Origin of the sequence: Pacificibacter maritimus (assembly GCF_003814915.1) — a bacterium.
GTDB lineage: Bacteria > Pseudomonadota > Alphaproteobacteria > Rhodobacterales > Rhodobacteraceae > Celeribacter > Celeribacter maritimus.
Genome location: NZ_RKQK01000005.1, coordinates 62370 through 87147 on the forward strand (window position 1 = coordinate 62370; position 24778 = coordinate 87147).

Sequence of the window (24778 nt, forward strand, 5' to 3'; positions counted from 1 at the left end):
TACAGGTGAATGAATCGATGAGAACTGGGGAGCATATGTTTAGAGTAAAGCTGAACCTTTGGACCGATACGCATGATCGAAACGAGTCCAGTGACGTCGACAAGGCGCTGTTAGGCGACTGGCATGAAGAACAGCAGCGCGTTGATGCATGTGTGACACGCGAGGAAGTATACGCGATATTCCGAGATAAATTTAAAGCCAGTCAGCAGGAAAAACCAAAGACTGTTGCATAAGGCAACTGTACGATCTTGTAGGCGGCGAACCGCCCTTTTCGATGTGGGGTAATCGTCGTCTCTTGTAGTTTTTGAACCATCATGAACACTTTCTCCAAAGAGTCGGAGGAAGACATGACCCGCATACCCCTTTCAACAGTTTTTACATTTCTCGCCGCGACTGCCCTTGTGCCAACTGCATCATGGTCAGCTCAGTTTGAAGCAACAAGCGTTGTTTCTGCTGTCACGCTCTATCCAAACGGGGCGCAAATTACGCGCGATGCTCGCATCACGTTGCCCGCAGGCCAGCATCAAGTTACATTTTTTGATATTCCTGTTGAGCATGAAAATGCAAGGTTGCAAGGGCTGCAAACACAAGTTGCCAAGGCACAACTAGGCCCTGTTCAGGTCGTAAATGTTGCAACATCACAAGATGAAATGGTGGTGTCTGAGGCCGCTCAATCCGCATATGACAGGGTCGAATCCCTTAAGGCAGAACTCCAGCGGGAGCGCCGCAATATTGCTGCTGTAAAGCTTGAGGTTGATGCGGCGGAAGACTCGCTGAACTACATTTCATCATTGAAGAGCCCTGAAGGTGCGACACCTGATGAGATCGCATCGTTGGCGCAGACAATTCGTGCAGAATCCTTGCAAGCGCGTTTGACCATGGAAGATGCCAAAGCGCGCACGCAGACGGCTGAAGAGGATCTTGAAGCTCTAGAGTTGGACTTGGCTGATGCCCAAGCGGAACTGTCAAAACATACTTCTGTATCACCATATCGCGCGCAGGTGACGTTGAATGTGAGCCTTCAGGAAGAGGCTGAAGTGGATGTTACGTTTGTCTACAATAGCGCTGCTGCATTTTGGCAACCGAGTTATAAGGCATCGGTTGATACCGTTGACCAAAGTCTGACCCTGCAACGATCGATTGAAGCGGGGCAATCAACAGGTGAGCCATGGACGGATGTGGCACTACGTTTCGCCACCGAAAAGCCATCACAGCGCACAGCGCCCAGTATTGTGCCAGAATACTTGCGCCGTGTTGGTGAAATCCCAGTACAAGGAAATATGCGCGCGGTTGCGCTGGACGGTGTGTCAAAGATGGCGATGACGGAAGCGCCGATGGCATCTGTGGCGACAGAGGTTGCGCAGGCGCAGTCCTACGGGGTGAGCTTGAGCTTTGATTACGCCCAGCCCGCCACGCTTTACTCCACTCGGATGGGAACGACTGAGTTTGCGCTTGATCCTGTATCCCTCACACCTGACCTGATCGTGAGGGCTGTTCCTTTGTATGAGGATACGGGGTACTTGATCGCCAAAACGCAGAACGATACCGATGGGCTGTTTTTGCCTGGTGATATGCAATTGTTTCGTGATGGCGCTTTGATTGGTCAGGGGTACCTTGATGTACAACCGGTTGGTTCCGAGTTCGAGATCGCTTTTGGAGCTATAGATGGCATCCAAGTGAAGCGTACTGTTTTGGATCGTAACGAAGGGGATCGTGGCTTTATCGCGAAGTCGAACCAAAGCAGTTCTGAGGTGCGATTGGATATCGAAAATATGACATCTCGTGCGTGGCCCATTGAAGTGATCGATCGTATTTCAGTTTCTGAGCAAGACGATTTGACGGTCGATTGGAAAGCCGATCCGATGCCGAGCACGCAGAATTATGAAGATCGTCGTGGCGTGTTAAGTTGGCAATTTGATCTTGAAGGCGGTGAGGCAGAAAGCATTTCTATCACTGAAAACCTAAAATGGCCTGAGGGTCAGATCCTACGCTAAGCATATTTGGCCCAACTATAGGCAAAACGAATTGGCGGTGTTCTTTGCTAGATCATCGCTGATTCGCTGCATTTTGACTGCGTGTGTCGCGGGGCATTCTTATGCCATATTTTTGCCGCCAATAGGTCAAGGCCGTTAAGCAATTTTAACGATGAATTGGGGCATGTGCCAAATTTTAACTTTCTAGTTCTTTTCTTTTAAATTCTTGATTTTGAACAATATATTCAGTGGTATCTCATCCGATTTCATGATGTAAATCAAATTCGATTGATCAGGCTATACGCGTTTTCTGACGGTTATGGTCCCATGTGTTCACGGGCTCTGGGGGCTTGGAACAAAGAGGATGGAAACATGATCAACGTCATTTCTTACAATGCGACAGCCATCACGCCTCATGCCACCAAACATGCTGCGTGCATCCACGAGTGGGCAGAAAGTGCGCATAAAATCTCGACTGGCCCTGCAAACCACAACCTTACCCGTCAAGCGCGCGAGGGCAATGTGATCCCGCTAGGCGGTCACTATGTACCAGATGATTATCGTCCAGACTTGGGTGCGCGATTGGCTTTGGTTTCTTAAGCCGCACGATCTGCCTGAGCATAATAAAGAATAAGATGAGGATGCGAAAATGAATGACTTTATCGCCAAAGCGCGCCAAAACCGCCTTCGGGCTTTAAGTTCGCACACCAATGGATCTGATATGTTTTTTCCAGACAGTGCGACAAACAGCGCCTCACGATCTTCGCAGCGCATTGATGCTCGCATGACCAAGCCTATGTTTGTTCGGTCTCAAACTTCACACACCGGCGCGGGTGCTGATGTGCCCCGAGCCGATGCAGGGGCACATCATGGTGATCATTTGGCGTGTAATGATACGTTCATTTTGACCGAAGAACATGCGATTTCAAACGTCTTGCGCATGGTGGCCTAGCGTCTAAATGTCGACCTAGATCGCGACAAAGCTACGGGATTCTGCTTCATACTGTTGCAAAGAACCGTCACCGATATCGTTCCACAATCCGTGCAAAGACAAGCGGCCGCTTTCTACAGCTTCTTGCACGAAGGGGAAGGTCATCAGGTTTTCCAGTGAAACAAGCACGGCTTCTTTTTCCAAAGCGCGCGTGCGGTCTTCTTCTGGTAGCGACGACACGCGATCATAGCCTGGACGCATGATGTCCATCCAGCGCCCAACAAAGGATGACTTGTCTTCCAGTTCAGGTGCAAGGCCTGCGCACATATCGTGACAGCCTTTGATACCGCCACAATTCGAATGGCCCAAGACGACAACATGTGCGACTTTTAGGGCTGTGACTGCATATTCAATTGCAGCAGAGGTCCCGTGGTGATCGCCGTCTTGCGTAAAGGGTGGCACAAGGTTTGCTATGTTGCGGTGAATAAAAAACTCACCTTCGTCAGCGCCAAAAATAGATGTCACATGAACGCGGGAATCACAGCAAGAAATAATCATTGCACGAGGGCGCTGGCCTTCATCAGCAAGCCTGCGATACCAAGCCTTGTTTTCTGTGTACGTGGTTGCTTTCCATCCATGGTAGCGCTGAACCATATAGGTCGGAAGATTTTTTACATATTGCATCTGTGCGTCTGCTCCTGAATTCGGCGATTGGTCGCGACAATCTAAGGCGATTTTGAACGAAATTCGAGGGAAAAACCTCTAGGATTAAACCTTTTCTTGAACCTCTGTTGTCATTGTAAATGCAGTAGCGCGTGGGGGCGTGCATTAATTTTGGGGTGCGACGATGATGGTAAAAAAACTTCGGCCTGAGGGGGCCGTCCGAGTTGACAAAGAGCGCTTGGAACAACTGTATGCACAGCTCGGGACATCGGGTGCAGACGGTGTTGTGTCGCGCGCAATGGAAGAACTGGCGGTGCGCTTGGCGAAAGTTGAGAGCAGTTACCGAAAAGGGCAATTTCAAGAATTGCAACGTTCGGCGCGATCAATGATCGCGATTTCAGAACAGATCGGCATGGAAACCTTTGCCAGCGTTGCGTCTGATGTACATGAACTTGCGTGCCTAGATGACAGCACGGCTTTAGCGGCCACTGTAGAGCGCCTTCTACGCATAGGTGAAAATTCACTTTTGGCTGTTTGGGACATGCAAGGGTCATCCATATAGCGGCGTTGACTGTGCAGGATTTGGCTTGTTGGGTGGTGAACCAGCTTGCAGGTGACGTTGGATAAGTTAGGCTATATGAAATCTTTCATAAGGGCTTATCCAATGCCACATTTCTTTGCCGACCACTCAGCGCCTTCCATACCTTTGCATCTTTTGATGCAGGGTGAACTCGATGCGTTCTTGAAAACCCAAGACACCAAAACTGTCGAATGGATTGCGGCGCAGGGTTTTACGGGCGGTGCGGGGCAAATCTGTACTGTACCTCTAGCTGGTGGAGGCTTTTTCGTGATCGCGGGCCTGGGGGGGGAGGTCGATTTAAAGCGGACACGATTCGGTCTGGCGCAAATCCGCAGTAAGTTGCCTGAAGCCATTTTCCACCTCGAAACCTCTCTCATAGGGGCCGCGCTGGAACAGCAAGTACTCGGTTGGCTTTTCGCGGGTTATGCTTTCGATCGCTATGCGGATCAACCTACTGCAAAGGCACAGTTGATTGCGCCCGAAGGCATTGATCAAGCCCGTTTAGAGGTCTTAGCTGTCGGTGAGTTTTTGACACGCGATTTGATCAATACCCCTGCTTCAGACATGGGGCCAGATGAATTGGCGCAGGCCGCTCAAGAGCTTGCAAGTAAACATGGTGCCAGTTGTGACATCATTCTTGACCAAGATTTGTTGGATCAAAATTTCCCAATGATTCACACTGTCGGGCGCGCCTCAATTCATGCACCTCGACTGATTGATATGCGCTGGGGCGCATCAGGTCCAAAGTTGACATTGGTTGGCAAAGGCGTGTGTTTCGACACAGGGGGCCTAAACCTAAAGCCTGGTGCCTCAATGGGCTTGATGAAAAAAGATATGGGCGGGGCTGCGACTGTTCTTGGATTGGCGCATATGATTATGGCACTTGGTCTCAACGTGCAATTGCGCGTCCTCATTCCTGCTGTTGAAAACTCTGTATCCGCAAATGCATTCCGTCCGCAGGATATTCTAACCTCACGCAAAGGGCTTACCGTAGAGATCAACAATACCGATGCTGAAGGGCGATTGGTATTGGCTGATGCTTTGGCTTTGGCAGATGAAGAAAAACCAGATTTGATCATTTCAATGGCGACCTTAACAGGCGCTGCGCGTGTAGCGCTTGGTCCTGATTTGTCGCCATTTTATGCAACGGATCAATGTGATGCGCTTGCCTTGAATGGTGTCGCACAGGATGCAAGCGATCCCGTTTGGCAGATGCCGTTTTGGGATCCGTATGAGAAGATGATTGAACCTGGTATCGCCCATCTGGATAATGCTCCGTCTGGCGGTATGGCGGGCTCTATAACAGCGGCTTTGTTTTTGCGTCGATTCGTCACAAACACGCCGCGCTATATGCATTTCGATATTTATGGCTGGTGCCCCTCTGCTTTGCCTGGTCGCACAAAGGGCGGCGTGGGCATGGGGGCGCGCGCTGTTTTGGCAGCTCTACCTGAATTATTAAAGAATGACTGATCGCCGACATTTACCAGTTAATGAACGGGTCGCCTTGCGAGGATATGCAAGTGCTGGACAAGCTGAAGTCACACCAGCACCAATGTCCGTGTCCAAGTCAGTTACCGATTTGCGTGCGGAGCCTGCTGGCTCGCGCGACCGTCAGTTATTAATGGGCGCGCAGTTCGATGTACTTGAGTATCATCAAGGGTGGGCCTTTGGTGTTGCTGTGCGTGACGGTTATGTCGGGTATGTAGCACAGGGTGACTTAGGGTTTCCGTTTGAGGCCACGCACCTCATATCAGCGCGTGCAACTCATGCGTATCCGCGTGCCGATTTTAAGTCAGAAGCGGCTCATACTTTGTCTTTTGGGGCGCGCATTTGTGTCACTGATGAACGTCATAAATTTGTCGAAACTGATACGGGTCACTTTATCCCTAAAGCACATATCCGATTGATCGATAGACCATTCACCGACCCTGTGACGGTGGCGCAATTACACTTTGGCACGCCATATCTTTGGGGAGGTAATTCAAGTTTCGGGATTGATTGTTCGGGCTTGGTGCAAGCGGGCTTGCTCGCGTGTGGGGTCGCGTGCCCTGGAGATAGCGATCAACAAGTATCGCTGGGGCAGAGGGCCGTAGGAGGATATCAGCGTGGCGATCTGATGTTTTGGGAAGGTCATGTGGCGATTTGTGTTGATGGCGAAACATTGCTTCACGCCAATGCGCATCACATGGCAGTTGCATATGAACCCATCGCCAAAGCCATTGCACGCATCGAAGCTCAGGGAGATGGTGTTGTTACTGCGCACCGTCGGCTTTGACACTTTGAGTAGAGCTCAGTCTTTAATCGACAGCGCGGATCAAAAGTCGATCAAATACATGCAGAACTTTCGTTAAGTCATGCCCGCGTTTTAGAATCTGACCATCCATCCCAATGACACAGTACATGCCTTGGCGCCCTCTCAGTTTGGGGCGCTTTTCTATGCGATACATCGGGGTCTCGGCTGTTTTGCGAAAAATAGCGAAGACGGCCACGTCCTTTAAAAAAGACATGCCATAGTCACGCCATTCTCCCGCTGCGACCATTTTGCCGTATAGGCCCAGAATCACGCCAAGCTCGTGGCGGTCAAAGGCCACTTTGTCGTACGCATTTGGTCGACTTGGAAAGGGTGTCGGTGATGTCATTGTTCAAGAATGCGCATAAAAGTCATATAAATCAAGAAATTGACTGCTCTTTGTGGGTAAGTTTGCCCAGAACTGCCCAAAGATTGCCACAAAAAGATCCGCGGCTTTCCTTGTTCCTCCCCTCTTTTCGCCTGTTTTTCGGAGCAAAAGTAAACACAGAGCGAGGACGCTTACCCCGAGGTCGCGGTTTAACAGCCCCCACCCAGTTCGCGACTTCGGGGATCTCGCTCTAAGTTATTGTGAAGCCGAGGCAGGCAACCCTGCTTCGGCTTTTCAATTTTAGGCGTTTCCTCAACTTCACGTCCATCGATGACCATTTTCTGCGCCTGGTTGATTAAGGCCAGTCAGGTTTGAAATCGCCCAGATCCTGCAAATGAAAATAATGTGAGTTTTGTTTCGAAGATTTGTGGTTAGATTAAATGGAAGGCTGGCAAATTTCAGCATCGCATTTAATTTGCCCGCGCACCGTGGGCGCAGGAGAGTAGTTATGAAAAGTCTAATTTTAACTTCCGCCATGGTTGTCACTCTTGCGACTGCGGCTTTTGCGCATGACGGCGTTGAAAGCGAAACGGTTGCCAAGCGCATGGAAGGCATGTCAGAAATCAGCGGCGCACTGAAAACGCTGGGCAGTATGGCAAAGGGCGCTGTTGAATTTGATGCCGTGGCTGCACAAGCGGCCGTGAACGAAGTTGCAGAACAAGCTCAAGCCATTCCCGTTCTTTTTGAAGCTCAAGTAACGGATCCCAAAAGTGAAGCGAAGCCAGAAATTTGGACCAACTGGGACGAATTCGTTGCGACTGCAGCAGTTTTGCAAAGCGCAGCCGAATCCGCAGAGATAAGCGATGTCGCCTCAATAGGCGCGGCTATGGGCGCAATGAGCGGATCCTGTAAAGCCTGCCACTCCAAATTCCGTATGTAAGCGTCCAACCGCAACCAACTCGGACAATGTGGATTGGCCTGATCCAATTTAGATTGGTTCGGGTCGGGCGTTGCTCCATCGTGATGCATTGATTTGGGCCAATGATCCGAAGGTCATTGTGCAAACTGCTTGACTGATCTTGAGGATATGCGCTGAGCTTTCTATGGCAAGGGTTGCGACCGTTGACTTTGTTGCTTAGCAACATAAGTTAGAATGGTTCTAACAAAGTGGGTGTCACGATGGTTCCTGGATTTTTATACCGAAAACGGTTTTCTGAATTGTCGGAACAAGACATTCTGGCCTTAGCAATTTCATCAGAAGAAGATGATGCCCGCATTTACCGCAGCTATGCTCATAGCTTGCGGGATAATTACCCCAAAAGCGCAGCGATCTTTGATGACATGGCCGCTGAAGAAGATGCTCATCGAGCAGCTCTAATCGAACTTCACCGAAAACGATTTGGTGATGTGATTCCAATGATTCGCCGTGAGCACGTGTCGGGGTATTACGCCCGCAAACCAGTGTGGTTGATTGAAAACCTATCATTGGATCGGATCCGATCTGAAGCCCGCGGAATGGAGCAGGCCGCTGAAGCATTTTACCTGAAAGCGGCATCACGAACCGAAGACGCCAGTACGCGGGATCTGTTAGGAAAACTTGCAGCAGCAGAAGCAGGGCACGATCAAAAAGCGAGTGAGCTTGAACAAGAATATCTTGGCGAAGACGCGCGCAGCGCTGAAGATCAAGATGCACATCGAAAATTCGTTTTGACTTGGGTTCAGCCTGGGCTTGCGGGCTTGATGGATGGTTCCGTGTCAACGCTGGCGCCAATATTTGCCACGGCCTTTGCGACCCAAGACACCCACACAACTTTTCTGGTTGGCTTGGCAGCATCCGTCGGTGCAGGGATCTCAATGGGTTTTACTGAAGCGGCGTCAGACGATGGGCAATTGTCAGGGCGCGGATCGCCAATCAAACGAGGCTTTGCATCTGGTATCATGACCATGGTTGGCGGCTTGGGGCATGCGCTTCCCTATTTGATCACAGATTTTTGGACTGCGACCATTATTGCCTTTATTGTGGTTTTTGTCGAACTTTGGGCGATTGCTTGGATACAGAACAAATACATGGAAACACCGTTCCTGAGAGCTGCTTTCCAAGTGGTTTTTGGTGGCGCCTTGGTGTTTGCCGCTGGTGCTTTGATTGGGGGCGGGTAAACTCGTCACAAAGGAGAATTCTGTGCCCGAGGCCCCAGATATGAAACAGCCGAAAATCTATGTAGATGCCGATGCTTGTCCTGTGAAAGACGAGGCCGCAAAAGTTGCGACCCGTCATAAACTACAGTGCCTGTTTGTGTGCAACGGTGGATTGCGCCCATCGCAAAACCCGTTTGTCGAAATGATTTTTGTTCCAGATGGGCCAGATGTTGCAGATATGTGGATTGCGGATCGCGCAGGCATTGGGGATGTGGTGGTCACAGGCGATATTCCCTTGGCCGCGAAAGCTGTCGAAGCTGGCGCCCGCGTGATCAAGCATAACGGCGAACCTTTGACCAAGGCCAATATCGGAAACGTCCTTGCGACACGTGACTTGATGGCAGATCTACGTGCCGCCGATCCCTTTCGTCAGGGCGGCGGAAAACCTTTTTCAAAGGCAGACAGATCGCGTTTCTTAGACGGACTAGATCGCGCTATCCAGTTAGCAAAAAGGGATGCAGGATGACCATAAGCACTGTCATTTTTGATATCGGGAACGTCTTAATCGAGTGGCAGCCAGAGCGTCATTACGATGCCGTCATAGGCGAAGATAGGCGCAAGGAAATGTTTGCTGCAGTTGATCTGCATGGCATCAATGACGCTGTTGATCGCGGTGCGCCGTTTCGCGCCACGATCGAAAAGGCGTCGCGTGATAATCCTGCCTTTGGTCCTGAGATAAAGATGTGGTATTTTGATTGGATCAATATGGCTTCACCTAAGATTGATCACTCTGTCGCCCTATTACGGGCGCTACGTGCCAAGGGAATCCGTGTTGTGGCGTTGACGAACTTTGGCATCGAAAGTTTTGAGTTCGCGGAAACGCAGTACCCGTTTCTGACCGAATTTGACAAAACCTACGTGTCGGGTCGCATGGGCTGTGTAAAGCCGCATAGCTTGATTTATGAAATGCTGGAAGCTGGTGAACAGGGTGATCCAAAGCAATTTCTGTTTACAGATGATCGGGTTGAAAATATCGATACGGCGGCGCGTCGCGGTTGGCAAACGCATCTATTTTCAAGCCCTCAGGGCTGGGCAGAGCGCTTGGTCGCCGAACAGCTTTTGACGTTGCAAGAGGCAGGTCTGACTGCGCAGCCGAAGGCAAACTAGGTTAATTTACCAACAACTGGGGAAACAGCGTGCGCATCATCTTTTCTTATGGGGTGCGGAGCGGTATGGGTGCTGTATGCAAACACTTACTCAAATATACTCTGACCGCGTTGCTGATGGCACATTGCGCCCAGATCCCGCTCAAGAAGCTGTGCTACCGTTGTTCGATAGGCTGCAAAGCGATCTTTCACAGGCGTCCGAAACGAAGCGCGGGGTCTTGGGGTTTTTGGGCGGCCGTAAAAAACCACAAGCGGCGAAGGGGCTGTATATTTGGGGCGGTGTCGGTCGTGGCAAATCCATGCTGATGGATTTATTTCACGAAAATTCCCCAGTGCCTTCACGCCGCGTACATTTTCATGCTTTTATGCAAGAAGTTCAGGCACAGATTTTTGCAGCGCGTGAAAAAGGTCTGTCCGATACTTTGCTTCCTGTCATTGAGACCGTGGCACAAGACCTGCGGCTTTTGTGTTTTGATGAAATGCAAATCACCGACATCGCAGACGCGATGATCGTTGGTCGTTTATTCGAAGGGCTGTTTGAACGGGGGGTCACAGTCGTGACCACATCAAACCGCGTACCTGATGACTTGTATAAGAACGGTCTAAACCGTCAGTTGTTTTTGCCTTTCATAGAAATCATTAAAGACAAACTGGAAGTCCACCATCTGCATTCCCCCGTAGATTATCGTCAAGGGCGTTTAACGGGAACGCCTGTGTATTTCTCGCCAATCAACGATGACACCCGTGCCACGATTGATGGGATCTGGGCGGATCTTACTGGCAATGCGACTGACACGCTCACTTTGAAAGTTAAGGGGCGCGATGTGACCCTCCCCAAATTTCACAACGGTATTGCACGCGCTACGTTTTGGGATCTGTGCGGCCAGATGTTTGGCCCTGCGGATTATTTGGCGATTGCAGATGCTGTAAAGCTGCTGATTATCGAAGATATCCCGCGCTTGGGACGTGGTAACTTTAATGAAGTCAAACGTTTCGTGACTTTGATAGACGCCCTTTACGAAGCCAAGGTTCGCGTGGTCGCGAGTGCTGTTGATGAACCTGAAAGCCTATATGTCGAGGGCGCCGGTGTATTTGAATTCGAACGTACAGCATCGCGCTTGCGCGAGATGCAAGACAAAGACTGGGCGCAGGACTAAAGCCGACTAACAGTTTTCGCGAAGTATTGCGCCAGCCAAATAGAGCGACCCACAGATCAAAATACGCGCCTGTGGATCTTGCGCGATGATGATAGATACGGCCGTTTTAACACTGTCACTTTGAACTGCGTTCATCCCGACAGAACTGGCGACTTGCGCTGTTTCTTCGGCAGAAAGGGTCGCTGTTTCACCCGGAATAGACACCGCATATAACGTGTCCGCATGTCGTGCGAGTGGGCGTAGATACCCAGCTATGTCTTTCGTATTGAGCATGCCGCAAATCAAATATGTCGAACGTTTCGGCAGGCGCTCCAACGCTTCACAAAGAGCGAGCCCTGCCGCTGGATTATGGCCACCGTCAAGCCAGAGTTCGCCCAAAGGGGCCGCATCAACGAGAGGGCCGTTTTTAAGACGTTGCAATCGTGCTGGCCAATCCGCTTTCGTAACTGCCGCTTCCAATGCGATATCGCCCAAGTCGAGATGGCGCAGAACGGCAAGCGCCATACCTGCGTTTTCAACTTGGTGCTTGCCAATCAAGTTCGGCAAAGGCAAATCACGCAGGCCCGTTTCATCTTGATAGATCAAACGGCCGTGCTCTTCGGTGACGTGCCAATGTTGCCCATAGACCAACAAGGGTGCGCCAAGGCGTGCCGCATGCGCCTCAATCACATCAAGAGCGGCCTCTGGCTGTGGCCCGACGATGCACGGCACTCCGCGCTTAATGATGCCTGCTTTTTCCGCTGCGATCTGTTCGATTGTATCCCCAAGGAACTGGGTGTGATCAATTGAGATTGGGGTGATGACAGTGACGCAAGGATGGTCGACAACATTCGTCGCGTCCAAACGCCCGCCGAGGCCGACCTCGAGCAGCGTGAAATCAGCCTTTGTACGTGAAAATGCGAGAAGCCCTGCAACCGTCGTGATTTCGAAATATGTGATGGGCGCGCCACCATTGGCAGTTTCGCATTCTTGCAAAATGTTTTCCAGCATATCCTCTGAAATTAAATCACCAGCGAGACGGATGCGTTCGTGAAACCGCGCCAAATGCGGCGATGTGTATGCGTGTACTGACTTTCCCGCTCCTTCAAGTCCCGCGCGGATCATCGCTTGTGTTGAGCCTTTTCCGTTTGTGCCTGCAATATGAATGACAGGAGGTAGCGAATTTTGCGGATTATCCAGCGCCTCCAGCAGACGCCAAACGCGATCTAGCACAAGATCGATGACTTTAGGGTGCAGAGACATCAGGCGATCAAGAATTATATCGGAACTCATTGTTTGGCTCGTTTTGACAAAGTGCTTGATGGATATCGAACGCCTCAGAGGGGCGATGGGCATTCAGCTTGCTGAAGTTTTTGGGTGCGCGCAAAGCGCTGTCTCATAGTCGCAACGAATACTGCACCGGTGCAGCAATATCGTAATTCGCTGCACCGATGGTCACTCTATATCACGAGGCTTTAAAGCGCTCTATGCCTTTTCCGAATCTGTTACGACTGGTGATTGATCTGCATCATCAGTCGGTGCGACCAGTTCAGGGGTCTTCGAAGGTGCAGGCAAGTCTGCAACCACAGCTGGAGGAAGCCCGCCAAGCATACGCAAAATTGTCACCAATTCGTCTTTCAACTTGGTGCGATGGGTCACGCGGTCAAGCATGCCGTGGTCAAGCAAGTACTCAGCACGTTGGAACCCTTCGGGTAGTTTTTCACGGATTGTTTGTTCGATGACACGTGGGCCAGCGAAACAAATCAATGCATTGGGCTCCGCAATTTGCACATCGCCAAGCATCGCATATGACGCTGTAACGCCGCCCGTGGTTGGGTGTGTTAGGACCACAATATAGGGTAAATTTGCTTCTTTCAGCATTTCGATGGCGACAGTGGTGCGGGGCATTTGCATCAAGGATAAAATGCCTTCTTGCATGCGTGCGCCACCAGCAGCTGAGAACATCACAAAGGGGCGTTTCAATTCGATCGCACGCTCAACGCCGGCGATGAATGCGTTGCCCACATACATCCCCATAGAACCGCCCATAAAGGAAAAGTCCTGTGCTGCGGCCACGATGGGTGTGCGACCCATTTCGCCTTCGGCCACCAGCATGGCGTCTTTTTCGCCAGTCGCTTTTTGTGCGGCTTTCATGCGGTCAGGGTATTTCTTTTGATCGCGGAACTTCAGCGGATCTTCGACCACTGCGGGCACGGCAACTTCAGTGAATATACCGCCGTCAAACAGGGCCGCAAAACGGGCACGTGGCGTGATGTGCATGTGATGATCACAATTGGTGCACACATTCTGGTTGTCAGCCAATTCGCGGTGAAACAGCATAGTCCCGCATTCTTTGCACTTGGTCCAAAGATTGTCAGGTGTGTCTTGGCGCGAAAAAAGAGAGTTAATCTTCGGGCGGACGTAGTTGGAAATCCAGTTCATGCGAAAGCCTTTAGTCGGTCTGCGTTATCCCTCAGATAAAGGGCATAGAGGGGAAATGCAATCAACGCATCAGTGCGATACGGACCGTTAGCCACGTAATAAGCAAAATAAGGCCTTCAAAGACCATGGTTATGGGGTCAGCATAGGCGGAGTTGAGATCAATTTGACGTGTCCAAAGGCCAAAACCGGACAATTGACCTTGGGGTGGAGCAATAAACAATGCCGCCATGTTGTTCGTGAAATGCAGTGCCAGAGCTGGCCCTAGCGTTCCGCTCCGCGCGGTTAAATCACCTGCGGCAAGCCCAAACAGAACGGCCCAAAGCACAGGCACAAGCGCCGCATATCCAGTGAGGTCCATTGACACATGTCCAACGCCAAACAAAAGGGCGGCTAAAACCATGCCTTTGCTATATGATTTGGTTGCCGCAACAAGCTGTGTTTGCAGATACCCGCGAAAAAATACTTCCTCAGCTATCACCTGCACGGCCAACCCCAGCAGACCCAGCGGTAGCCATGCGAGCCAGATAGAGATCGGCATCTGCGCAATCAATTCCACAGGTGTATCGCCAGAGTTATGTGGTGTCGGAACAAGCAAAAGCACAACTGTAATTCCAACCAGCCATTTCATGCTAAGAATGAAATCCAACCTCATTTGGGGGATTGGGCCGGTCAATGAGCGTAAGTCGCGATCCGCGAACCGCTTTGCGGATAAAATGGTTGTAAGAAGTAGGAGTGCGAAGCTGGCAAGCACAATGAAAAGCCCACCTGGCGTGACGCCAATTTCGAAAGAGCCTTGAGTTACTTGAACAGGAGTTAACTCGGGTGCGATTTTCCCGACAAGGCCCAAAAAGATTGGCGTAGCAATCGTTGTGACTAAGAAACACAGAGCAACAACAGCAGCGATGCGCCCATATGAAGGCTTTCTGTACGCCGAGCTTAACATATCTTTATAGGCGCTATACTGCATTGACCGTCCTTGTGGCTGATTCGCGTTGACTTTAGGTGTGACATAGCAGCCATATAATCACCTAGGTGCGCAATATAGATCATCCAGAGACTTGTTACTGATGATCGGCATCGATGACCGTGTGAAAGTGTGTAATGACTTTTGTAAAAACCCTATTTTGGACTTTCGCTGCATTCGGACTTTCGGGATGCCAAATGTCGGATCTTTCACTTGGAAGGCCGTCAGCCGCAGTGCCTTCGACAATTCGGTTAAGCACGAGTGGTTTGACATTTTCCGCGCCTGATGGATTTTGCATCGACTTAGATTCGGTAAAAGAAACTGCTGACTCGGGCTTTGTGATGATGGCAGGGTGCAATGCTTTGAGGGGGCGATCTACGTCTCAGCCAAAGTCGTCTATGGTCACGGCCGTATTTTCTAGCCCAATGCCTGATGGGCAGGGCCTTACAGCGCAAGCGCTTGCTGCGTATTTCAACACAGAACAAGGGCGTGCGGCACTCTCACGCGGCGGGGTCTCTGAGACTGTTGAAATTTCTATGGCAACATCCGAAGATGATATTTTGGTCATCCACACCAAAGACAGTTCCCCTGTGACAGTGAGGGGGCTCGCTGCAGAGGATTGGCGAGCTTTCGCCATGGTTCAAAACCGGTTGGTGACCTTAACTGCGGTGCCGTTTTCAGGCATCTCCGCAGCAGGGCTTTCGCCGAATGACCTAGTATTGCAGGCAATGCGTAAATTGTTGCAGGAAAATGCAAATTTAGACGTATGAGTGTTGTGATTTTTGATCCTCTGCCTAGAAATAAAACTCGTTTGTTGAGATGAAACCTGTATCTGACATAATGATGACGACTCTCTGTCTTCGACCTCTCGTGGTGCGGCAGTATGATGAATGATAACGAAGGCAAATAAACTATGGTTTCGCGTATTGGGAAATTTCTAGAACGTCGATTGAATGCCGCTGCGCTGCGACGGTGGTCAAAGCGGGCGCAAAATGCGCAGGCGTTGACCCTTGTTGAATTGCGTAGTCTGCGCAGCCAAGCGCGTGAGTTGCGGTTGCAGTTGGATCGCTTGCTGTTTGAAGCAGATGGCAAGCTTGCTTTGCCAAATATTGGTTCGAATGCGATGCAATTGCCGCTCTATACTGATTGGTCACATCGCCCTGAAATATGGCGTGGCCCTATCTTTCCACAAGGGGCCTCATCCGTTCAGACACGCGCAACCATCGGGCGTGAAGGTACTTTGTTCCATGATTGCCGTATTTCCGAACTGACATATCGACAAGTGCGCAACACATCGGATCAAGATTTAGCACCCTTTGGATTGCGTTTGGATGTGTTCCGTTTTGATGGCAGCTTTTTATCCCTCGCGGTTGATTTTCCCAATGAGGTTTGTGCTGGATTAAGCAAGCGTCATATTCTGCGTTTGGATTGTTCGATTGACCTAGAGACTCCGATCGAAATTTTTGCACGTCTCAATATTAAGCACGGGCCAAATCTAGAACAGGTCGTCCGCGAAATTCCGGTTTCAAGTGACGATGTTTTCGCGGAATTTGATCTGGCTTATACCAAGTTAAATGAGAAACGGGTGGAAAAGGTTTGGCTGGATCTGATTTTTGAAGATCCAGAAATGAATCAGATTGTTTTGAGAGACATCACAATGTCGCGCCGCCCGCGCGCTGAATTGTAAGGATAGCACTATGACAGCGATTAAACTCGTCAAAACACGTTTGCATGCAGGGATCTGGGAAGGTGAACTGCACCTGCCTGACGATCTAGAAACAATGCCAGATCTTGAGGTCGCGCACCTAGATCAGCCTGTTTTAGGTCATACGTTAGACGAAGATCCCTCCCGTGCAGGGATTTGGTTTTTCCGCATTGCAGTGCCCGCTGAATTAATCAGTGATGGCGTGCAGGTGTTCGTGATATCCAACCGCGAAACGGGCGAACGTCTGTCCAGTTTTACGATCATTGCGGGCGAAGCCTTGGCCGATGATATTCGTGCTGAAATGGAACTTTTGCGTGCGGAGCTCGATATGCTTAAACGCGCATTTCGCCGTCATTGTTTGGAAACAGGCGAGAACTGATACGCTATCTCGCTTAAGGTTGCGGGTGAATTTATGACGCAGGGTTTCTAGGTGACAGGTCCTTCGCGCACAGTATTCTCGTGCCAAGGGAGACCATAACATGACAGCCTATCCAAATCTTCTGCGCCCGCTTGATCTTGGCTTTACAGTTTTGCGCAATCGCATGCTGATGGGCTCGATGCACACAGGGCTCGAAGAGCGTGGTGATTGGGGCGCCGTTGCGGAGTTTTACGCGGCGCGCGCCAAAGGTGGCGTTGGGTTGATTGTCACTGGGGGGATGGCCCCGAATGCCGAAGGGGGTGTTTTCCCTGGTGCCGCGGGCCTCTTTAACGACAGTGATGTCGCCAACCATCGCAAAGTCACTGCCCGCGTTCATGCTGAGGGCGGTAAAATTGCGATGCAAATTTTACATGCTGGCCGCTACGCTTACGGCGCTGATTGCGTCGCGCCATCTGCCCTCAAATCACCGATTTCCCCGTTTCGCCCAACTGAGCTTGATGAAACCGGAATTGCCAAGCAAATTGATGATTTCGTAACGGCCGCACTGCGTGCGAAAAAGGCAGGATACGACGGCGTTGAGATCATGGGGTCTGAAGGATATTTGATCAATCAGTTCTTGGTCTCTCATACGAATAAACGCACTGATCGTTGGGGCGGTTCATTTGAAAACCGCATGCGCTTTCCTGTCGAAGTGGTTCAGCGGGTGCGCGATGCCGTGGGGCCGAACTTTATTGTGATCTATCGCATTTCGATGATCGACCTAATCCCAAACGGGTCCACTTGGGACGAAGTGGTCACATTGGCCCAGCGTATAGAGGCTGCGGGGGCGTCAATTTTGAACACTGGAATTGGCTGGCACGAAGCGCGGATTCCGACAATCGCTACCAGTGTACCAAGGCGAGCTTTTTCATGGGTCACACAAAAATTGATGGGCAAAGTGTCTATTCCGATCATCACCTCAAATCGGATTAATATGCCAGATGTGGCGGAATCAGTATTGGCGGAAGGCTGCGCTGACATGGTGTCAATGGCGCGACCTTTCTTGGCCGATCCTGATTTTATCCGCAAAGTTGAGCAAGGTAGACCTGATGAAATCGCGCCCTGTATTGCATGTAACCAAGCCTGTTTGGATCATACCTTTGGTGGCAAATTGTCATCATGTTTGGTGAACCCACGCGCGTGTTATGAGACCGAACTAAGCTACGCTCCCGCGGCCAGATCAAAATCTATTGCCGTAGTGGGCGCTGGGCCAGCGGGGTTAATGGCTGCGCTAGTAGCGCAAGAGCGCGGGCATTCTGTGACCCTTTTTGAAGCCGCGGATAAACTTGGGGGACAACTCAATCTCGCGAGACAAATACCTGGAAAAGAAGAATTCCATGGGCTTGTGCGTTGGTATGAAGTTATGACTGCCAAAAGCGGTATGACGATAAACCTAGAAAAAAGGGTCACTGTCGAGGATCTGACTGGGTTTGATGACGTTATTATTGCTACAGGCATTGTGCCACGAGATCCCAAAATCAACGGCCAGTCGGGCCATCCCAATGTTTTATCCTATCGTGATGTTCTGTTGGGGCAGGGGCACGTGGGGCAAAATGTCGTTGTCATTGGTGCGGGCGGCATCGGATTTGATCTGTGCGAATTCTTAACCAGTGACACCCATGCCACGATGGATATCGAAATCTGGCGGAAAAATTGGGGTATTTCAGATCCTGCGATTGATCGCGGGGGGATATCTCCAAATGGCCCACAGGTGGCTGAATCCCAGCGTTGTGTAACGATGTTGCAGCGAAAACCTGAGAAACCGGGTAAGGGACTTGGAAAAACCACGGGATGGATACATCGGTCAAGCTTGGCCATGAAAAAAGTCAAAATGATGGGTGGCGTTGCATATGATGAAATCACCGAAACGGGGGTTTGGATCATCAAGTCGGGCAAGCGTTACTTTATAGAGGCTGATACGATTGTGCTCTGCGCAGGGCAAACGCCCAACCGTGATCTTGCGGATCAGCTCATCCTGCTGGGACGGCGTGTTCATGTGATTGGTGGTGCTGATGTCGCCGCTGAACTTGATGCAAAGCGGGCTATTGATCAGGGAGCACGTTTGGCCGCGGCTCTCTGACTTGCGTGTTTCCAAAGTACAAACGATCAACGCAGTAACACGCTATTGTCTTGGCGTCTCCGCATTGTTGCCCAATTTGCACTGCAGACAGAGGGGTAACGAGAATTAGTATGTAGGTACACCCAAAATGGATCGATTAACTGAAATGGAAGCTTTTGCAACCGTGGTGGATCAAGGCGGTTTTACGGATGCTGCAAAGAAAATGGGCATCTCAAAATCTGCTGTTTCCAAACACGTTTCATCGCTTGAGGCGCGCCTCGGGGCGCGTTTGCTGAATCGGACTACGCGGCGGGTGAGCCCGACTGAAATTGGTCTCGCTTACTATGATCGTGCACGTCGTGTCTTGAATGATGCAGGCGAAGCCGATGCTCTGGTGACGTCTATGCAATCAGCGCCTTCGGGTCTTTTGCGAATTTCAGTCGCAACGGATTTTGGGGTAAATCATCTCTCGCCCGTGCTCGGAGATTTCCTGTCTGAATTCCCCGATATCACTGTCAACATGGTGTTGAACAATCGCTATGTTGAATTGATTTCCGAAGGGTTCGATATGGCCGTCCGTATCGGTGAACTGGAAGATAGTACTTTAAGAGCGCGTAAGTTGACCGAAACCACCAAGCGTATGGTTGGTAGTCCTGCCTATTTCGAAAAATACGGCCGTCCTGAAAAGATCGATGATCTGAATGATCACAAGCTTTTGCACTACTCAAACCAATCCAATGCCGCCGTTTGGAAATTGACAGCGCCGTCTGGTGAAAAGCGCCAAGTACGTACGGCTGGATGGTTGACTGTTAACGATGGGCAGTCCTTGCTCAATGCCTGTATCTCTGGGCTTGGGATCGCTTACTTGCCCTCATTCCTTTACGCTGACGCGTTGGAAAAGGGGTTGATTGAAGAGGCCATTCCAGAGCTTCCCGCTGAAACCCAAGGCGTTTACGCTGTCTACCCGCCAGGGCGTTTTACTCAGCCGAAAGTGCGCGCTTTCATAGATTTCTTGGCACATGCCTTCGCTGATAAGGGTCCAGAAAACTGGTGATGTAGGCTGCTTTGATGAAACACTAGCGGGGCGAGGCGAGCACAGCTTCGACCCTTCTGTTTTTCTCTCGGCCCACTTCGGTCACATTGGTTGCGCGAGGGGCAAGAAAGCCGATCCCTTGCGCTGATATTTGTGCGGACGGCACGTCATAGCGCGACACCAGCCTTTCGCGCACCGATGCAGCGCGCTGGCGTGATAGGTTGATGTTCCCCTCTAGACTGCCTTCGTTATCAGTATGGCCAACCAAAATTAGCTTAGCTTCGGATGTGCGTATTAGGTAGTCGGCGATGTCTTCGAGAGACGCAAAAGGGCCCGACCCCAAAGTCGATGATCCTGTTTCAAAAGCCAAATCATCCAGCGGCACGACACCCTGCGTGATCAACTTGTTCACGAGGCCACCTAATGGGCGAGATGGTACTTGTGTACTTAATATCGTATCTTTGTTGTCGGGAAGGCCTGCGCTGGGCGGTATTTCCACTGGTTGCTCTGTCGACTGGGCGTCGACTTGTGTGATGTGTAAAAAGCCTGCCGTTCGCGCGCGACTGGCGACAATCGCCACAATATCTCCACTGAAATTTTCGGCTAAAAAATATTGGAAATTTCCAAGATCCACGCGCATATGTGGCACTGGCAAAATATCTAACAGATAGCGAAAATCATAGCCGCCGCACACACTGTCTGCACAAGCAAAGACAGATGTGTAACCTTGATCAATAAGTTGCTTTTTTAATGGCTCGAGCATTTGAAATGGCGTCAGACTTGTCGATGCTATTCTATAGGCAGAGTGGCGTACCTGACCTTCAGCGTTTAGAAATATCGTATCCTTGTTATCAAATACGCCCGCTGGAAGAGGTTGTACCGTCGCGACCTCCTCGCGTTCTGCTGTCAGAATTGCATTCGATGGCATGACCAAATCAACGGTGGCCGCATGAATGGGAGAGGCCACGAATGAAATGCCAATGAGTAGCACTTTCAAGCTTGATTCTTGTGCGATGAAGGGGAGTTTTTTTAGCATATTCTACGAGAGCACCTTTCGCCTGTAGTGGTACTGTGCGACTTGCTGCATTCCAAGCGCAGAATAGAGCTCGCGGGCCGGATGATTGGCTTGCGTTACTAAAACGCATAACGTGTTTGCGCCGATGTCTTGTGCCCAATGTGCGGCGTGAACCATCAATGCTTGAGCGATGCCACGCCGTCGATGTATGGCCGAAACCTCTAAGGCATTCAGGACCGATATAGACCCTAATACAGCCACAAAGGCAGTTCCTGCGGGGGCTTCGCCATCGCGGGCAAGCAGAGACGTTTTTGCGGTCTCGACACGTGTCATCACATCAAAACGACTGCTTCCAATTCCCCCCATGCGCCAAATATCATATTGGGCTGCAATAGGTGGCCAGCTTGTGTAGGTTTTTTCAGGGTCAAGCGCGCCAAAAGAACCAACAGGGGCGACCAAGCAGAGTGTATGGTCTTGTGCCACATAGCCCCGCTGCGCCAGAAGCATATCAAGCGCTTCATCGCCTGCACGAATTTGGAATAGCGCGTCTCGCTGTGCGTCTTTGAATTTACGTTCGATTGTCTCTAAATCAGCGCTTTTTGCCTCGTAATTTGCGGTAGCCGCTGAAACACGACTGCCGCCGTTTGCGCCGTCACGCCATGTGAAGGGTCCAACTTTTTCGTAAGAGGCTGCAGGCCAAGCCGCCTCAATGGCCTGCCATAGATCAAACTGGATCATTCCACACCGTTGTTTGGAAACTGCGCCGTTAGGTCTTGGATTGCAGCGCTTACGCGCGCTTCATCAGTGCCACGAATGACAATGTTCGTTCCGAAAGCTCCGTTCTTTTGAAAAGGGTAAGAGCCGAGGGACAAGTCAGAGTATTTTTCAGCCAAATCTCTCAAAGGCTCAGCAACAATGCCCTCGCCGCGTTCAATCCTGTAGGTCTGCGAAATGAGTGGCTCTCCACCTGACACGGTGGGGAGGACGGATGCAACCATGGCCTCAAATATCTTAGGGACGCCGGCCATTACGTGCACATTTTCTATCGTAAAGCCTGGTGCAATCGAGACTGGGTTTTCGATCAAGGTGGCGGTGTCGGGAATACGCGCCATACGCATACGGGTTTCAGTGAATTCTGACCCTTGCGCCTTGTAGTGTGCGTCCATCAGATCATAAGCATCCTTGCGCACATCAATCGCAACATCAAAAGCCTGTGCTACGCAATCTGCGGTGATGTCATCATGCGTGGGCCCAATGCCGCCTGAGGTGAAAACTGTATCAAATCGCTGCTTTAGGCTCCTAATTGCCGCAATAATTGCATCTTTGTCGTCGGACACAACCCGCACCTCTTTTAGGTCGATGCCGACTTTCGTCAACTCATTGGCAAGATGATACATGTTTGCGTCGCGGGTGCGCCCAGATAGAATTTCATCGCCGATGACAAGCATCGCTGCAGTTGGGTTGGTCATGGTCTATTCCTTGAGTGAGGTCTCGCTTAGGTATAGGGCTGTCTTATGCAGTTTCAAACCCCTCTGATCCCCGCCACTTTATTGAAGCGATATAAGCGCTTTCTTGCAGACGTGCGCTTTGATGATGGTCGGGAGGTGACGGCCCATTGCCCCAACCCTGGTTCGATGCTCGGCATGTGCGATGCAGGGCTTAGGGTTTGGGTTGAACCCAACGATGACCCAAAGAAAAAGCTCGACTACGGGTTGCGACTTATTGAAAAGAACGAAGCCATGATTGTGGCAGATACAGGAATAGCAAACAAAGTTGTGAAAGAAGCACTTTGTGCAGGAGTGGTCTCTAACTTAAGCGGAAAAGTGCAATCAGAAGTGCGCTATGGTGAAAACTCCCGTGCCGATTTTTTGCTTGTTTCCAAGGTTGGTAAAACTTGGGTGGAAGTCAAATCTGTCACCCTATCTCGCAGGGCGGGTGTTGCGGAGTTCCCCGATAGTAAGACAGCGCGTGGTGCAAAGCACTTGGGCGAATTGGCCAAACGTGTTGCACTTGGTGATCGTGCGGTGATGCTTTATTTGATCGGGCGTGGTGACTGCGATCAATTTGACATCGCATCAGACATCGACCCCGTTTATGCGCAAGCGGCATTGGATGCCAAACAGGCGGGTGTTGAGGTTATGGTCTGTCGCGTGAAAGCATCCCCCTTTGAGGTGATTCTTGATCACGATTTTGTCTACGAGGGGCTCACTGCAAAAGTCACCTAAGCCACTGGCATTTTTTAACCTCAAAGCTTATATGAGGTGCATCGAAAACAGGAGAGCGATGTGAAAGATACGCATCATGGCCGCATCACCCAAGATGGCATTCGCATATATGAACCAACCGATTTCGCGGGCATGCATGCCTCTGGTCAGGTTGCAGCGCAGATCTTGGATGAGGTCGGCCCTCTCGTGCACGCTGGTGCGACCACAGGTGAAATCGATGCCTATATCACGCGCCGTGTCACCGAATTGGGCACGACGTCGGCCACGATTGGTTACAAGGGTTATCAGCACGCCAGCTGTATTTCAGTCAATCATGTGGTGTGTCACGGCATACCAGGTTCCAAAATTCCGGGGCGTAAAGATGATATTCTGCTCGAAGGCGATATCGTGAACGTCGACATAACGGTCATCAAAGATGGTTGGTATGGTGACACAAGCCGGATGTACGTAGCAGGTAAAGCTAAAAAATTTGCGGAACGTTTGATCACGGTTACGCATGACGCATTGATGTATGGCATCGAGGCGGTGAAGCCCGGAAATACATTCGATGACATCGCCAGCGCGATTCAAACGCATGCCCATAAAAACCGTATGTCCGTCGTGCGCGATTTTTGCGGTCATGGCATTGGGCGCGTGTTTCATTCTCCTCCAAATGTTTTGCACTACGTCCCTGCACGCCGCGCTGGTGACTCTGCTGCTGTACTAGAAGAGGGAATGATTTTTACAATTGAGCCGATGATCAACATGGGTCGTCCTGAAACGAAAGTTTTGAAAGACGACTGGACTGCGATCACCGTCGATAAAAAACTGACTGCGCAGTTCGAACATTCGATTGCTGTCACTGCGACGGGATTTGAAATTTTTACGCTTTCGCCAAACGATGTTTACTTCCCGACATTTGATTAAATCAGTTGCGTTTGAGCTGCCCTATTTAGATTGAGAATGTCTTTTGTCGGGCTGAAAGCGCATCGTTTTTGAAAGGGGGACAACCCGAAAGGGCGGTCCTTTTGCTGGGCAGTTCAGGTGCAAATGGCATCGACTGCGCTTGCCATTTGATAGCTTGCAAGGCAAGTTTAAGATCAGCTTATTCAGGAGAGCCCCATGAGCGAAGATCACGCCCGTCACGCCGTTAAAATGGCGAAAAAGAAAGCCGCCCGCGAAAAAATTATGGCAACTAAAACGGGCGAAAAAGGCCTTGTTATGGTTCATACGGGCAAGGGAAAAGGCAAATCTTCTGCTGCTTTTGGGATGATTTTTCGCTGTATAGCACATGATATGCACTGCGCTGTTGTGCAGTTTATCAAAGGCGGCATGGAATGCGGCGAGCGCAATCTGATCACCGAACGCTTTGGCGACATCTGTGAATTCCACACCATGGGCGAGGGCTTTACATGGGAAACGCAAGACAAAGCCCGCGATATAGAAATGGCGCAGGCAGCATGGGCCAAAGCCAAAGAGTTGATCCGTGATGAAAGCAATCGCATGGTTCTGCTCGACGAAATCAACATTGCAATGCGCTATGACTACGTGGATGTGAATGAAGTGGTCGCCTTTCTTCAGGCAGAAAAACCACCACTAACACATGTGGTGTTGACGGGTCGGAATGCGAAAGATGAACTGATCGAGGCTGCGGATTTGGTTACGGAAATGGAACTGGTCAAGCACCCGTTCCGCTCTGGTGTTAAGGCGCAGATCGGCGTGGAATATTAAATTA

At 50.6% G+C, this 24778-nt stretch carries 27 protein-coding genes; 19 read left to right on the forward strand and 8 right to left on the reverse strand.

What is annotated here, in order from left to right; genetic code table 11:
• Positions 1-347: 347 nt before the first annotated feature.
• The 3 genes from EDD53_RS13275 to EDD53_RS13285 all read left to right on the forward strand — a co-directional run bounded on the left by EDD53_RS13275 (position 348) and on the right by EDD53_RS13285 (position 2925).
• Entirely contained in the window at positions 348-1994 is a 1647-nt protein-coding gene (locus EDD53_RS13275) for a DUF4139 domain-containing protein (RefSeq protein WP_170162770.1), read from the forward strand.
• Between the two features lie 351 nt (positions 1995-2345).
• Positions 2346-2573, forward strand: coding sequence for a hypothetical protein (locus EDD53_RS13280; protein WP_123794045.1), 228 nt, complete (start codon positions 2346-2348; stop codon positions 2571-2573).
• 49 nt (positions 2574-2622) lie between these two features.
• Positions 2623-2925: a hypothetical protein gene (locus tag EDD53_RS13285; protein WP_123794046.1), complete on the forward strand. Its 303-nt coding sequence runs from the start codon at positions 2623-2625 to the stop codon at positions 2923-2925.
• Between the two features lie 15 nt (positions 2926-2940).
• Here EDD53_RS13285 and EDD53_RS13290 read toward each other — a convergent pair whose 3' ends face one another.
• On the reverse strand, positions 2941-3588 hold the full coding sequence (locus tag EDD53_RS13290; protein ID WP_123794047.1) for a carbonic anhydrase: 648 nt from the start codon (positions 3586-3588) through the stop codon (positions 2941-2943).
• 166 nt (positions 3589-3754) lie between these two features.
• Here EDD53_RS13290 and EDD53_RS13295 point away from each other — a divergent pair, with 166 nt between their 5' ends.
• The 3 genes from EDD53_RS13295 (at position 3755) to EDD53_RS13305 (ending at position 6422) form a co-directional block, all read left to right on the forward strand.
• On the forward strand, positions 3755-4129 hold the full coding sequence (locus EDD53_RS13295; RefSeq protein WP_342772329.1) for a hypothetical protein: 375 nt from the start codon (positions 3755-3757) through the stop codon (positions 4127-4129).
• A gap of 102 nt (positions 4130-4231) precedes the next feature.
• A complete protein-coding gene (locus tag EDD53_RS13300) occupies positions 4232-5617 on the forward strand; it encodes a leucyl aminopeptidase family protein (RefSeq protein ID WP_123794049.1) in 1386 nt (461 codons plus the stop codon).
• Positions 5610-6422: a C40 family peptidase gene (locus EDD53_RS13305; RefSeq protein ID WP_123794050.1), complete on the forward strand. Its 813-nt coding sequence runs from the start codon at positions 5610-5612 to the stop codon at positions 6420-6422. The genes EDD53_RS13300 and EDD53_RS13305 overlap by 8 nt, the downstream gene beginning before the upstream one ends.
• A gap of 22 nt (positions 6423-6444) precedes the next feature.
• On the opposite strand, the gene EDD53_RS13310 is transcribed toward EDD53_RS13305, so the two are convergent.
• Complete coding sequence (locus tag EDD53_RS13310; protein ID WP_123794051.1) at positions 6445-6786, reverse strand: DUF2794 domain-containing protein; 342 nt, start codon at positions 6784-6786, stop codon at positions 6445-6447.
• A 487-nt stretch (positions 6787-7273) separates the two neighbouring features.
• Between EDD53_RS13310 and EDD53_RS13315 the strand changes: the two genes are divergently transcribed.
• The 5 genes from EDD53_RS13315 (at position 7274) to zapE (ending at position 11224) form a co-directional block, all read left to right on the forward strand.
• Positions 7274-7705 carry a c-type cytochrome gene (locus tag EDD53_RS13315; protein ID WP_123794052.1) on the forward strand — a complete coding sequence of 144 codons (432 nt, stop codon included), beginning with the start codon at positions 7274-7276 and terminating at the stop codon, positions 7703-7705.
• 239 nt (positions 7706-7944) lie between these two features.
• The gene (gene mbfA / locus EDD53_RS13320) at positions 7945-8922 is read left to right on the forward strand and encodes an iron exporter MbfA (RefSeq protein ID WP_123794053.1); all 978 of its coding nucleotides are present in this window, start codon (positions 7945-7947) and stop codon (positions 8920-8922) included.
• Positions 8923-8962: 40 nt separating this feature from the next.
• Complete coding sequence (locus tag EDD53_RS13325) at positions 8963-9427, forward strand: YaiI/YqxD family protein (RefSeq protein WP_123794054.1); 465 nt, start codon at positions 8963-8965, stop codon at positions 9425-9427.
• Positions 9424-10068 carry an HAD family hydrolase gene (locus EDD53_RS13330; protein WP_123794055.1) on the forward strand — a complete coding sequence of 215 codons (645 nt, stop codon included), beginning with the start codon at positions 9424-9426 and terminating at the stop codon, positions 10066-10068. The genes EDD53_RS13325 and EDD53_RS13330 overlap by 4 nt, the downstream gene beginning before the upstream one ends.
• Before the next feature lie 76 nt (positions 10069-10144).
• Positions 10145-11224, forward strand: a complete 1080-nt coding sequence (gene zapE / locus EDD53_RS13335) for a cell division protein ZapE (protein WP_123794056.1) — start codon at positions 10145-10147, stop codon at positions 11222-11224.
• Positions 11225-11230: 6 nt separating this feature from the next.
• Here the strand turns inward: zapE and EDD53_RS13340 are convergent, their stop codons facing one another.
• From EDD53_RS13340 to EDD53_RS13350, 3 genes are all read right to left on the reverse strand, one after another.
• Positions 11231-12496 carry a bifunctional folylpolyglutamate synthase/dihydrofolate synthase gene (locus tag EDD53_RS13340; protein ID WP_211331627.1) on the reverse strand — a complete coding sequence of 422 codons (1266 nt, stop codon included), beginning with the start codon at positions 12494-12496 and terminating at the stop codon, positions 11231-11233.
• A 192-nt stretch (positions 12497-12688) separates the two neighbouring features.
• The gene (gene accD, locus EDD53_RS13345) at positions 12689-13645 is read right to left on the reverse strand and encodes an acetyl-CoA carboxylase, carboxyltransferase subunit beta (RefSeq protein ID WP_123794058.1); all 957 of its coding nucleotides are present in this window, start codon (positions 13643-13645) and stop codon (positions 12689-12691) included.
• A 61-nt stretch (positions 13646-13706) separates the two neighbouring features.
• Positions 13707-14612 carry a CPBP family intramembrane glutamic endopeptidase gene (locus EDD53_RS13350; RefSeq protein ID WP_123794059.1) on the reverse strand — a complete coding sequence of 302 codons (906 nt, stop codon included), beginning with the start codon at positions 14610-14612 and terminating at the stop codon, positions 13707-13709.
• A gap of 194 nt (positions 14613-14806) precedes the next feature.
• Between EDD53_RS13350 and EDD53_RS13355 the strand changes: the two genes are divergently transcribed.
• The 5 genes from EDD53_RS13355 (at position 14807) to EDD53_RS13375 (ending at position 19845) form a co-directional block, all read left to right on the forward strand.
• Positions 14807-15379: a hypothetical protein gene (locus EDD53_RS13355; RefSeq protein ID WP_123794060.1), complete on the forward strand. Its 573-nt coding sequence runs from the start codon at positions 14807-14809 to the stop codon at positions 15377-15379.
• 143 nt (positions 15380-15522) lie between these two features.
• Entirely contained in the window at positions 15523-16296 is a 774-nt protein-coding gene (locus EDD53_RS13360) for a DUF6478 family protein (protein WP_211331628.1), read from the forward strand.
• Between the two features lie 10 nt (positions 16297-16306).
• Positions 16307-16693 carry a hypothetical protein gene (locus EDD53_RS13365; protein WP_123794061.1) on the forward strand — a complete coding sequence of 129 codons (387 nt, stop codon included), beginning with the start codon at positions 16307-16309 and terminating at the stop codon, positions 16691-16693.
• A gap of 100 nt (positions 16694-16793) precedes the next feature.
• Positions 16794-18812, forward strand: a complete 2019-nt coding sequence (locus tag EDD53_RS13370) for an NADPH-dependent 2,4-dienoyl-CoA reductase (protein WP_123794062.1) — start codon at positions 16794-16796, stop codon at positions 18810-18812.
• Between the two features lie 127 nt (positions 18813-18939).
• Entirely contained in the window at positions 18940-19845 is a 906-nt protein-coding gene (locus EDD53_RS13375; protein WP_123794063.1) for a LysR family transcriptional regulator, read from the forward strand.
• Positions 19846-19867: 22 nt separating this feature from the next.
• On the opposite strand, the gene EDD53_RS13380 is transcribed toward EDD53_RS13375, so the two are convergent.
• The 3 genes from EDD53_RS13380 to EDD53_RS13390 are packed head-to-tail and all read right to left on the reverse strand — an operon-like array spanning position 19868 to position 22308.
• Complete coding sequence (locus EDD53_RS13380) at positions 19868-20815, reverse strand: OmpA family protein (RefSeq protein WP_246002418.1); 948 nt, start codon at positions 20813-20815, stop codon at positions 19868-19870.
• Between the two features lie 48 nt (positions 20816-20863).
• Entirely contained in the window at positions 20864-21577 is a 714-nt protein-coding gene (locus tag EDD53_RS13385) for a GNAT family N-acetyltransferase (RefSeq protein ID WP_123794065.1), read from the reverse strand.
• The gene (locus EDD53_RS13390) at positions 21574-22308 is read right to left on the reverse strand and encodes a competence/damage-inducible protein A (protein WP_123794066.1); all 735 of its coding nucleotides are present in this window, start codon (positions 22306-22308) and stop codon (positions 21574-21576) included. The genes EDD53_RS13385 and EDD53_RS13390 overlap by 4 nt, the downstream gene beginning before the upstream one ends.
• A gap of 45 nt (positions 22309-22353) precedes the next feature.
• Here EDD53_RS13390 and sfsA point away from each other — a divergent pair, with 45 nt between their 5' ends.
• The 3 genes from sfsA to cobO all read left to right on the forward strand — a co-directional run bounded on the left by sfsA (position 22354) and on the right by cobO (position 24774).
• Positions 22354-23064 (forward strand): DNA/RNA nuclease SfsA, encoded by a 711-nt coding sequence (gene sfsA / locus EDD53_RS13395; RefSeq protein WP_123794067.1) that lies wholly within the window; start codon positions 22354-22356, stop codon positions 23062-23064.
• A gap of 60 nt (positions 23065-23124) precedes the next feature.
• Entirely contained in the window at positions 23125-23970 is an 846-nt protein-coding gene (map, locus tag EDD53_RS13400) for a type I methionyl aminopeptidase (protein WP_123794068.1), read from the forward strand.
• Positions 23971-24165: 195 nt separating this feature from the next.
• Complete coding sequence (gene cobO, locus EDD53_RS13405) at positions 24166-24774, forward strand: cob(I)yrinic acid a,c-diamide adenosyltransferase (protein WP_123794069.1); 609 nt, start codon at positions 24166-24168, stop codon at positions 24772-24774.
• Positions 24775-24778 lie beyond the last annotated feature (4 nt).

Bases quoted from the DNA above. Each gene is read 5' to 3' on its own strand.
- EDD53_RS13310 (WP_123794051.1), bottom strand. From the start codon at position 6,786: ATGACATCACCGACACCCTTTCCAAGTCGACCAAATGCGTACGACAAA.
- EDD53_RS13295 (WP_342772329.1), top strand. From the start codon at position 3,755: ATGGTAAAAAAACTTCGGCCTGAGGGGGCCGTCCGAGTTGACAAAGAG.
- EDD53_RS13375 (WP_123794063.1), top strand. From the start codon at position 18,940: ATGGATCGATTAACTGAAATGGAAGCTTTTGCAACCGTGGTGGATCAA.
- EDD53_RS13315 (WP_123794052.1), top strand. From the start codon at position 7,274: ATGAAAAGTCTAATTTTAACTTCCGCCATGGTTGTCACTCTTGCGACT.
- EDD53_RS13365 (WP_123794061.1), top strand. From the start codon at position 16,307: ATGACAGCGATTAAACTCGTCAAAACACGTTTGCATGCAGGGATCTGG.
- EDD53_RS13350 (WP_123794059.1), bottom strand. From the start codon at position 14,612: ATGCAGTATAGCGCCTATAAAGATATGTTAAGCTCGGCGTACAGAAAG.
- EDD53_RS13325 (WP_123794054.1), top strand. From the start codon at position 8,963: ATGAAACAGCCGAAAATCTATGTAGATGCCGATGCTTGTCCTGTGAAA.
- EDD53_RS13305 (WP_123794050.1), top strand. From the start codon at position 5,610: ATGACTGATCGCCGACATTTACCAGTTAATGAACGGGTCGCCTTGCGA.
- EDD53_RS13355 (WP_123794060.1), top strand. From the start codon at position 14,807: ATGTCGGATCTTTCACTTGGAAGGCCGTCAGCCGCAGTGCCTTCGACA.
- EDD53_RS13330 (WP_123794055.1), top strand. From the start codon at position 9,424: ATGACCATAAGCACTGTCATTTTTGATATCGGGAACGTCTTAATCGAG.
- cobO (WP_123794069.1), top strand. From the start codon at position 24,166: ATGAGCGAAGATCACGCCCGTCACGCCGTTAAAATGGCGAAAAAGAAA.
- EDD53_RS13275 (WP_170162770.1), top strand. From the start codon at position 348: ATGACCCGCATACCCCTTTCAACAGTTTTTACATTTCTCGCCGCGACT.
- EDD53_RS13285 (WP_123794046.1), top strand. From the start codon at position 2,623: ATGAATGACTTTATCGCCAAAGCGCGCCAAAACCGCCTTCGGGCTTTA.
- EDD53_RS13370 (WP_123794062.1), top strand. From the start codon at position 16,794: ATGACAGCCTATCCAAATCTTCTGCGCCCGCTTGATCTTGGCTTTACA.
- EDD53_RS13360 (WP_211331628.1), top strand. From the start codon at position 15,523: ATGGTTTCGCGTATTGGGAAATTTCTAGAACGTCGATTGAATGCCGCT.
- EDD53_RS13390 (WP_123794066.1), bottom strand. From the start codon at position 22,308: ATGACCAACCCAACTGCAGCGATGCTTGTCATCGGCGATGAAATTCTA.
- EDD53_RS13385 (WP_123794065.1), bottom strand. From the start codon at position 21,577: ATGATCCAGTTTGATCTATGGCAGGCCATTGAGGCGGCTTGGCCTGCA.
- zapE (WP_123794056.1), top strand. From the start codon at position 10,145: ATGCAAACACTTACTCAAATATACTCTGACCGCGTTGCTGATGGCACA.
- accD (WP_123794058.1), bottom strand. From the start codon at position 13,645: ATGAACTGGATTTCCAACTACGTCCGCCCGAAGATTAACTCTCTTTTT.
- mbfA (WP_123794053.1), top strand. From the start codon at position 7,945: ATGGTTCCTGGATTTTTATACCGAAAACGGTTTTCTGAATTGTCGGAA.
- EDD53_RS13300 (WP_123794049.1), top strand. From the start codon at position 4,232: ATGCCACATTTCTTTGCCGACCACTCAGCGCCTTCCATACCTTTGCAT.
- EDD53_RS13280 (WP_123794045.1), top strand. From the start codon at position 2,346: ATGATCAACGTCATTTCTTACAATGCGACAGCCATCACGCCTCATGCC.
- EDD53_RS13290 (WP_123794047.1), bottom strand. From the start codon at position 3,588: ATGCAATATGTAAAAAATCTTCCGACCTATATGGTTCAGCGCTACCAT.
- EDD53_RS13340 (WP_211331627.1), bottom strand. From the start codon at position 12,496: ATGAGTTCCGATATAATTCTTGATCGCCTGATGTCTCTGCACCCTAAA.
- sfsA (WP_123794067.1), top strand. From the start codon at position 22,354: ATGCAGTTTCAAACCCCTCTGATCCCCGCCACTTTATTGAAGCGATAT.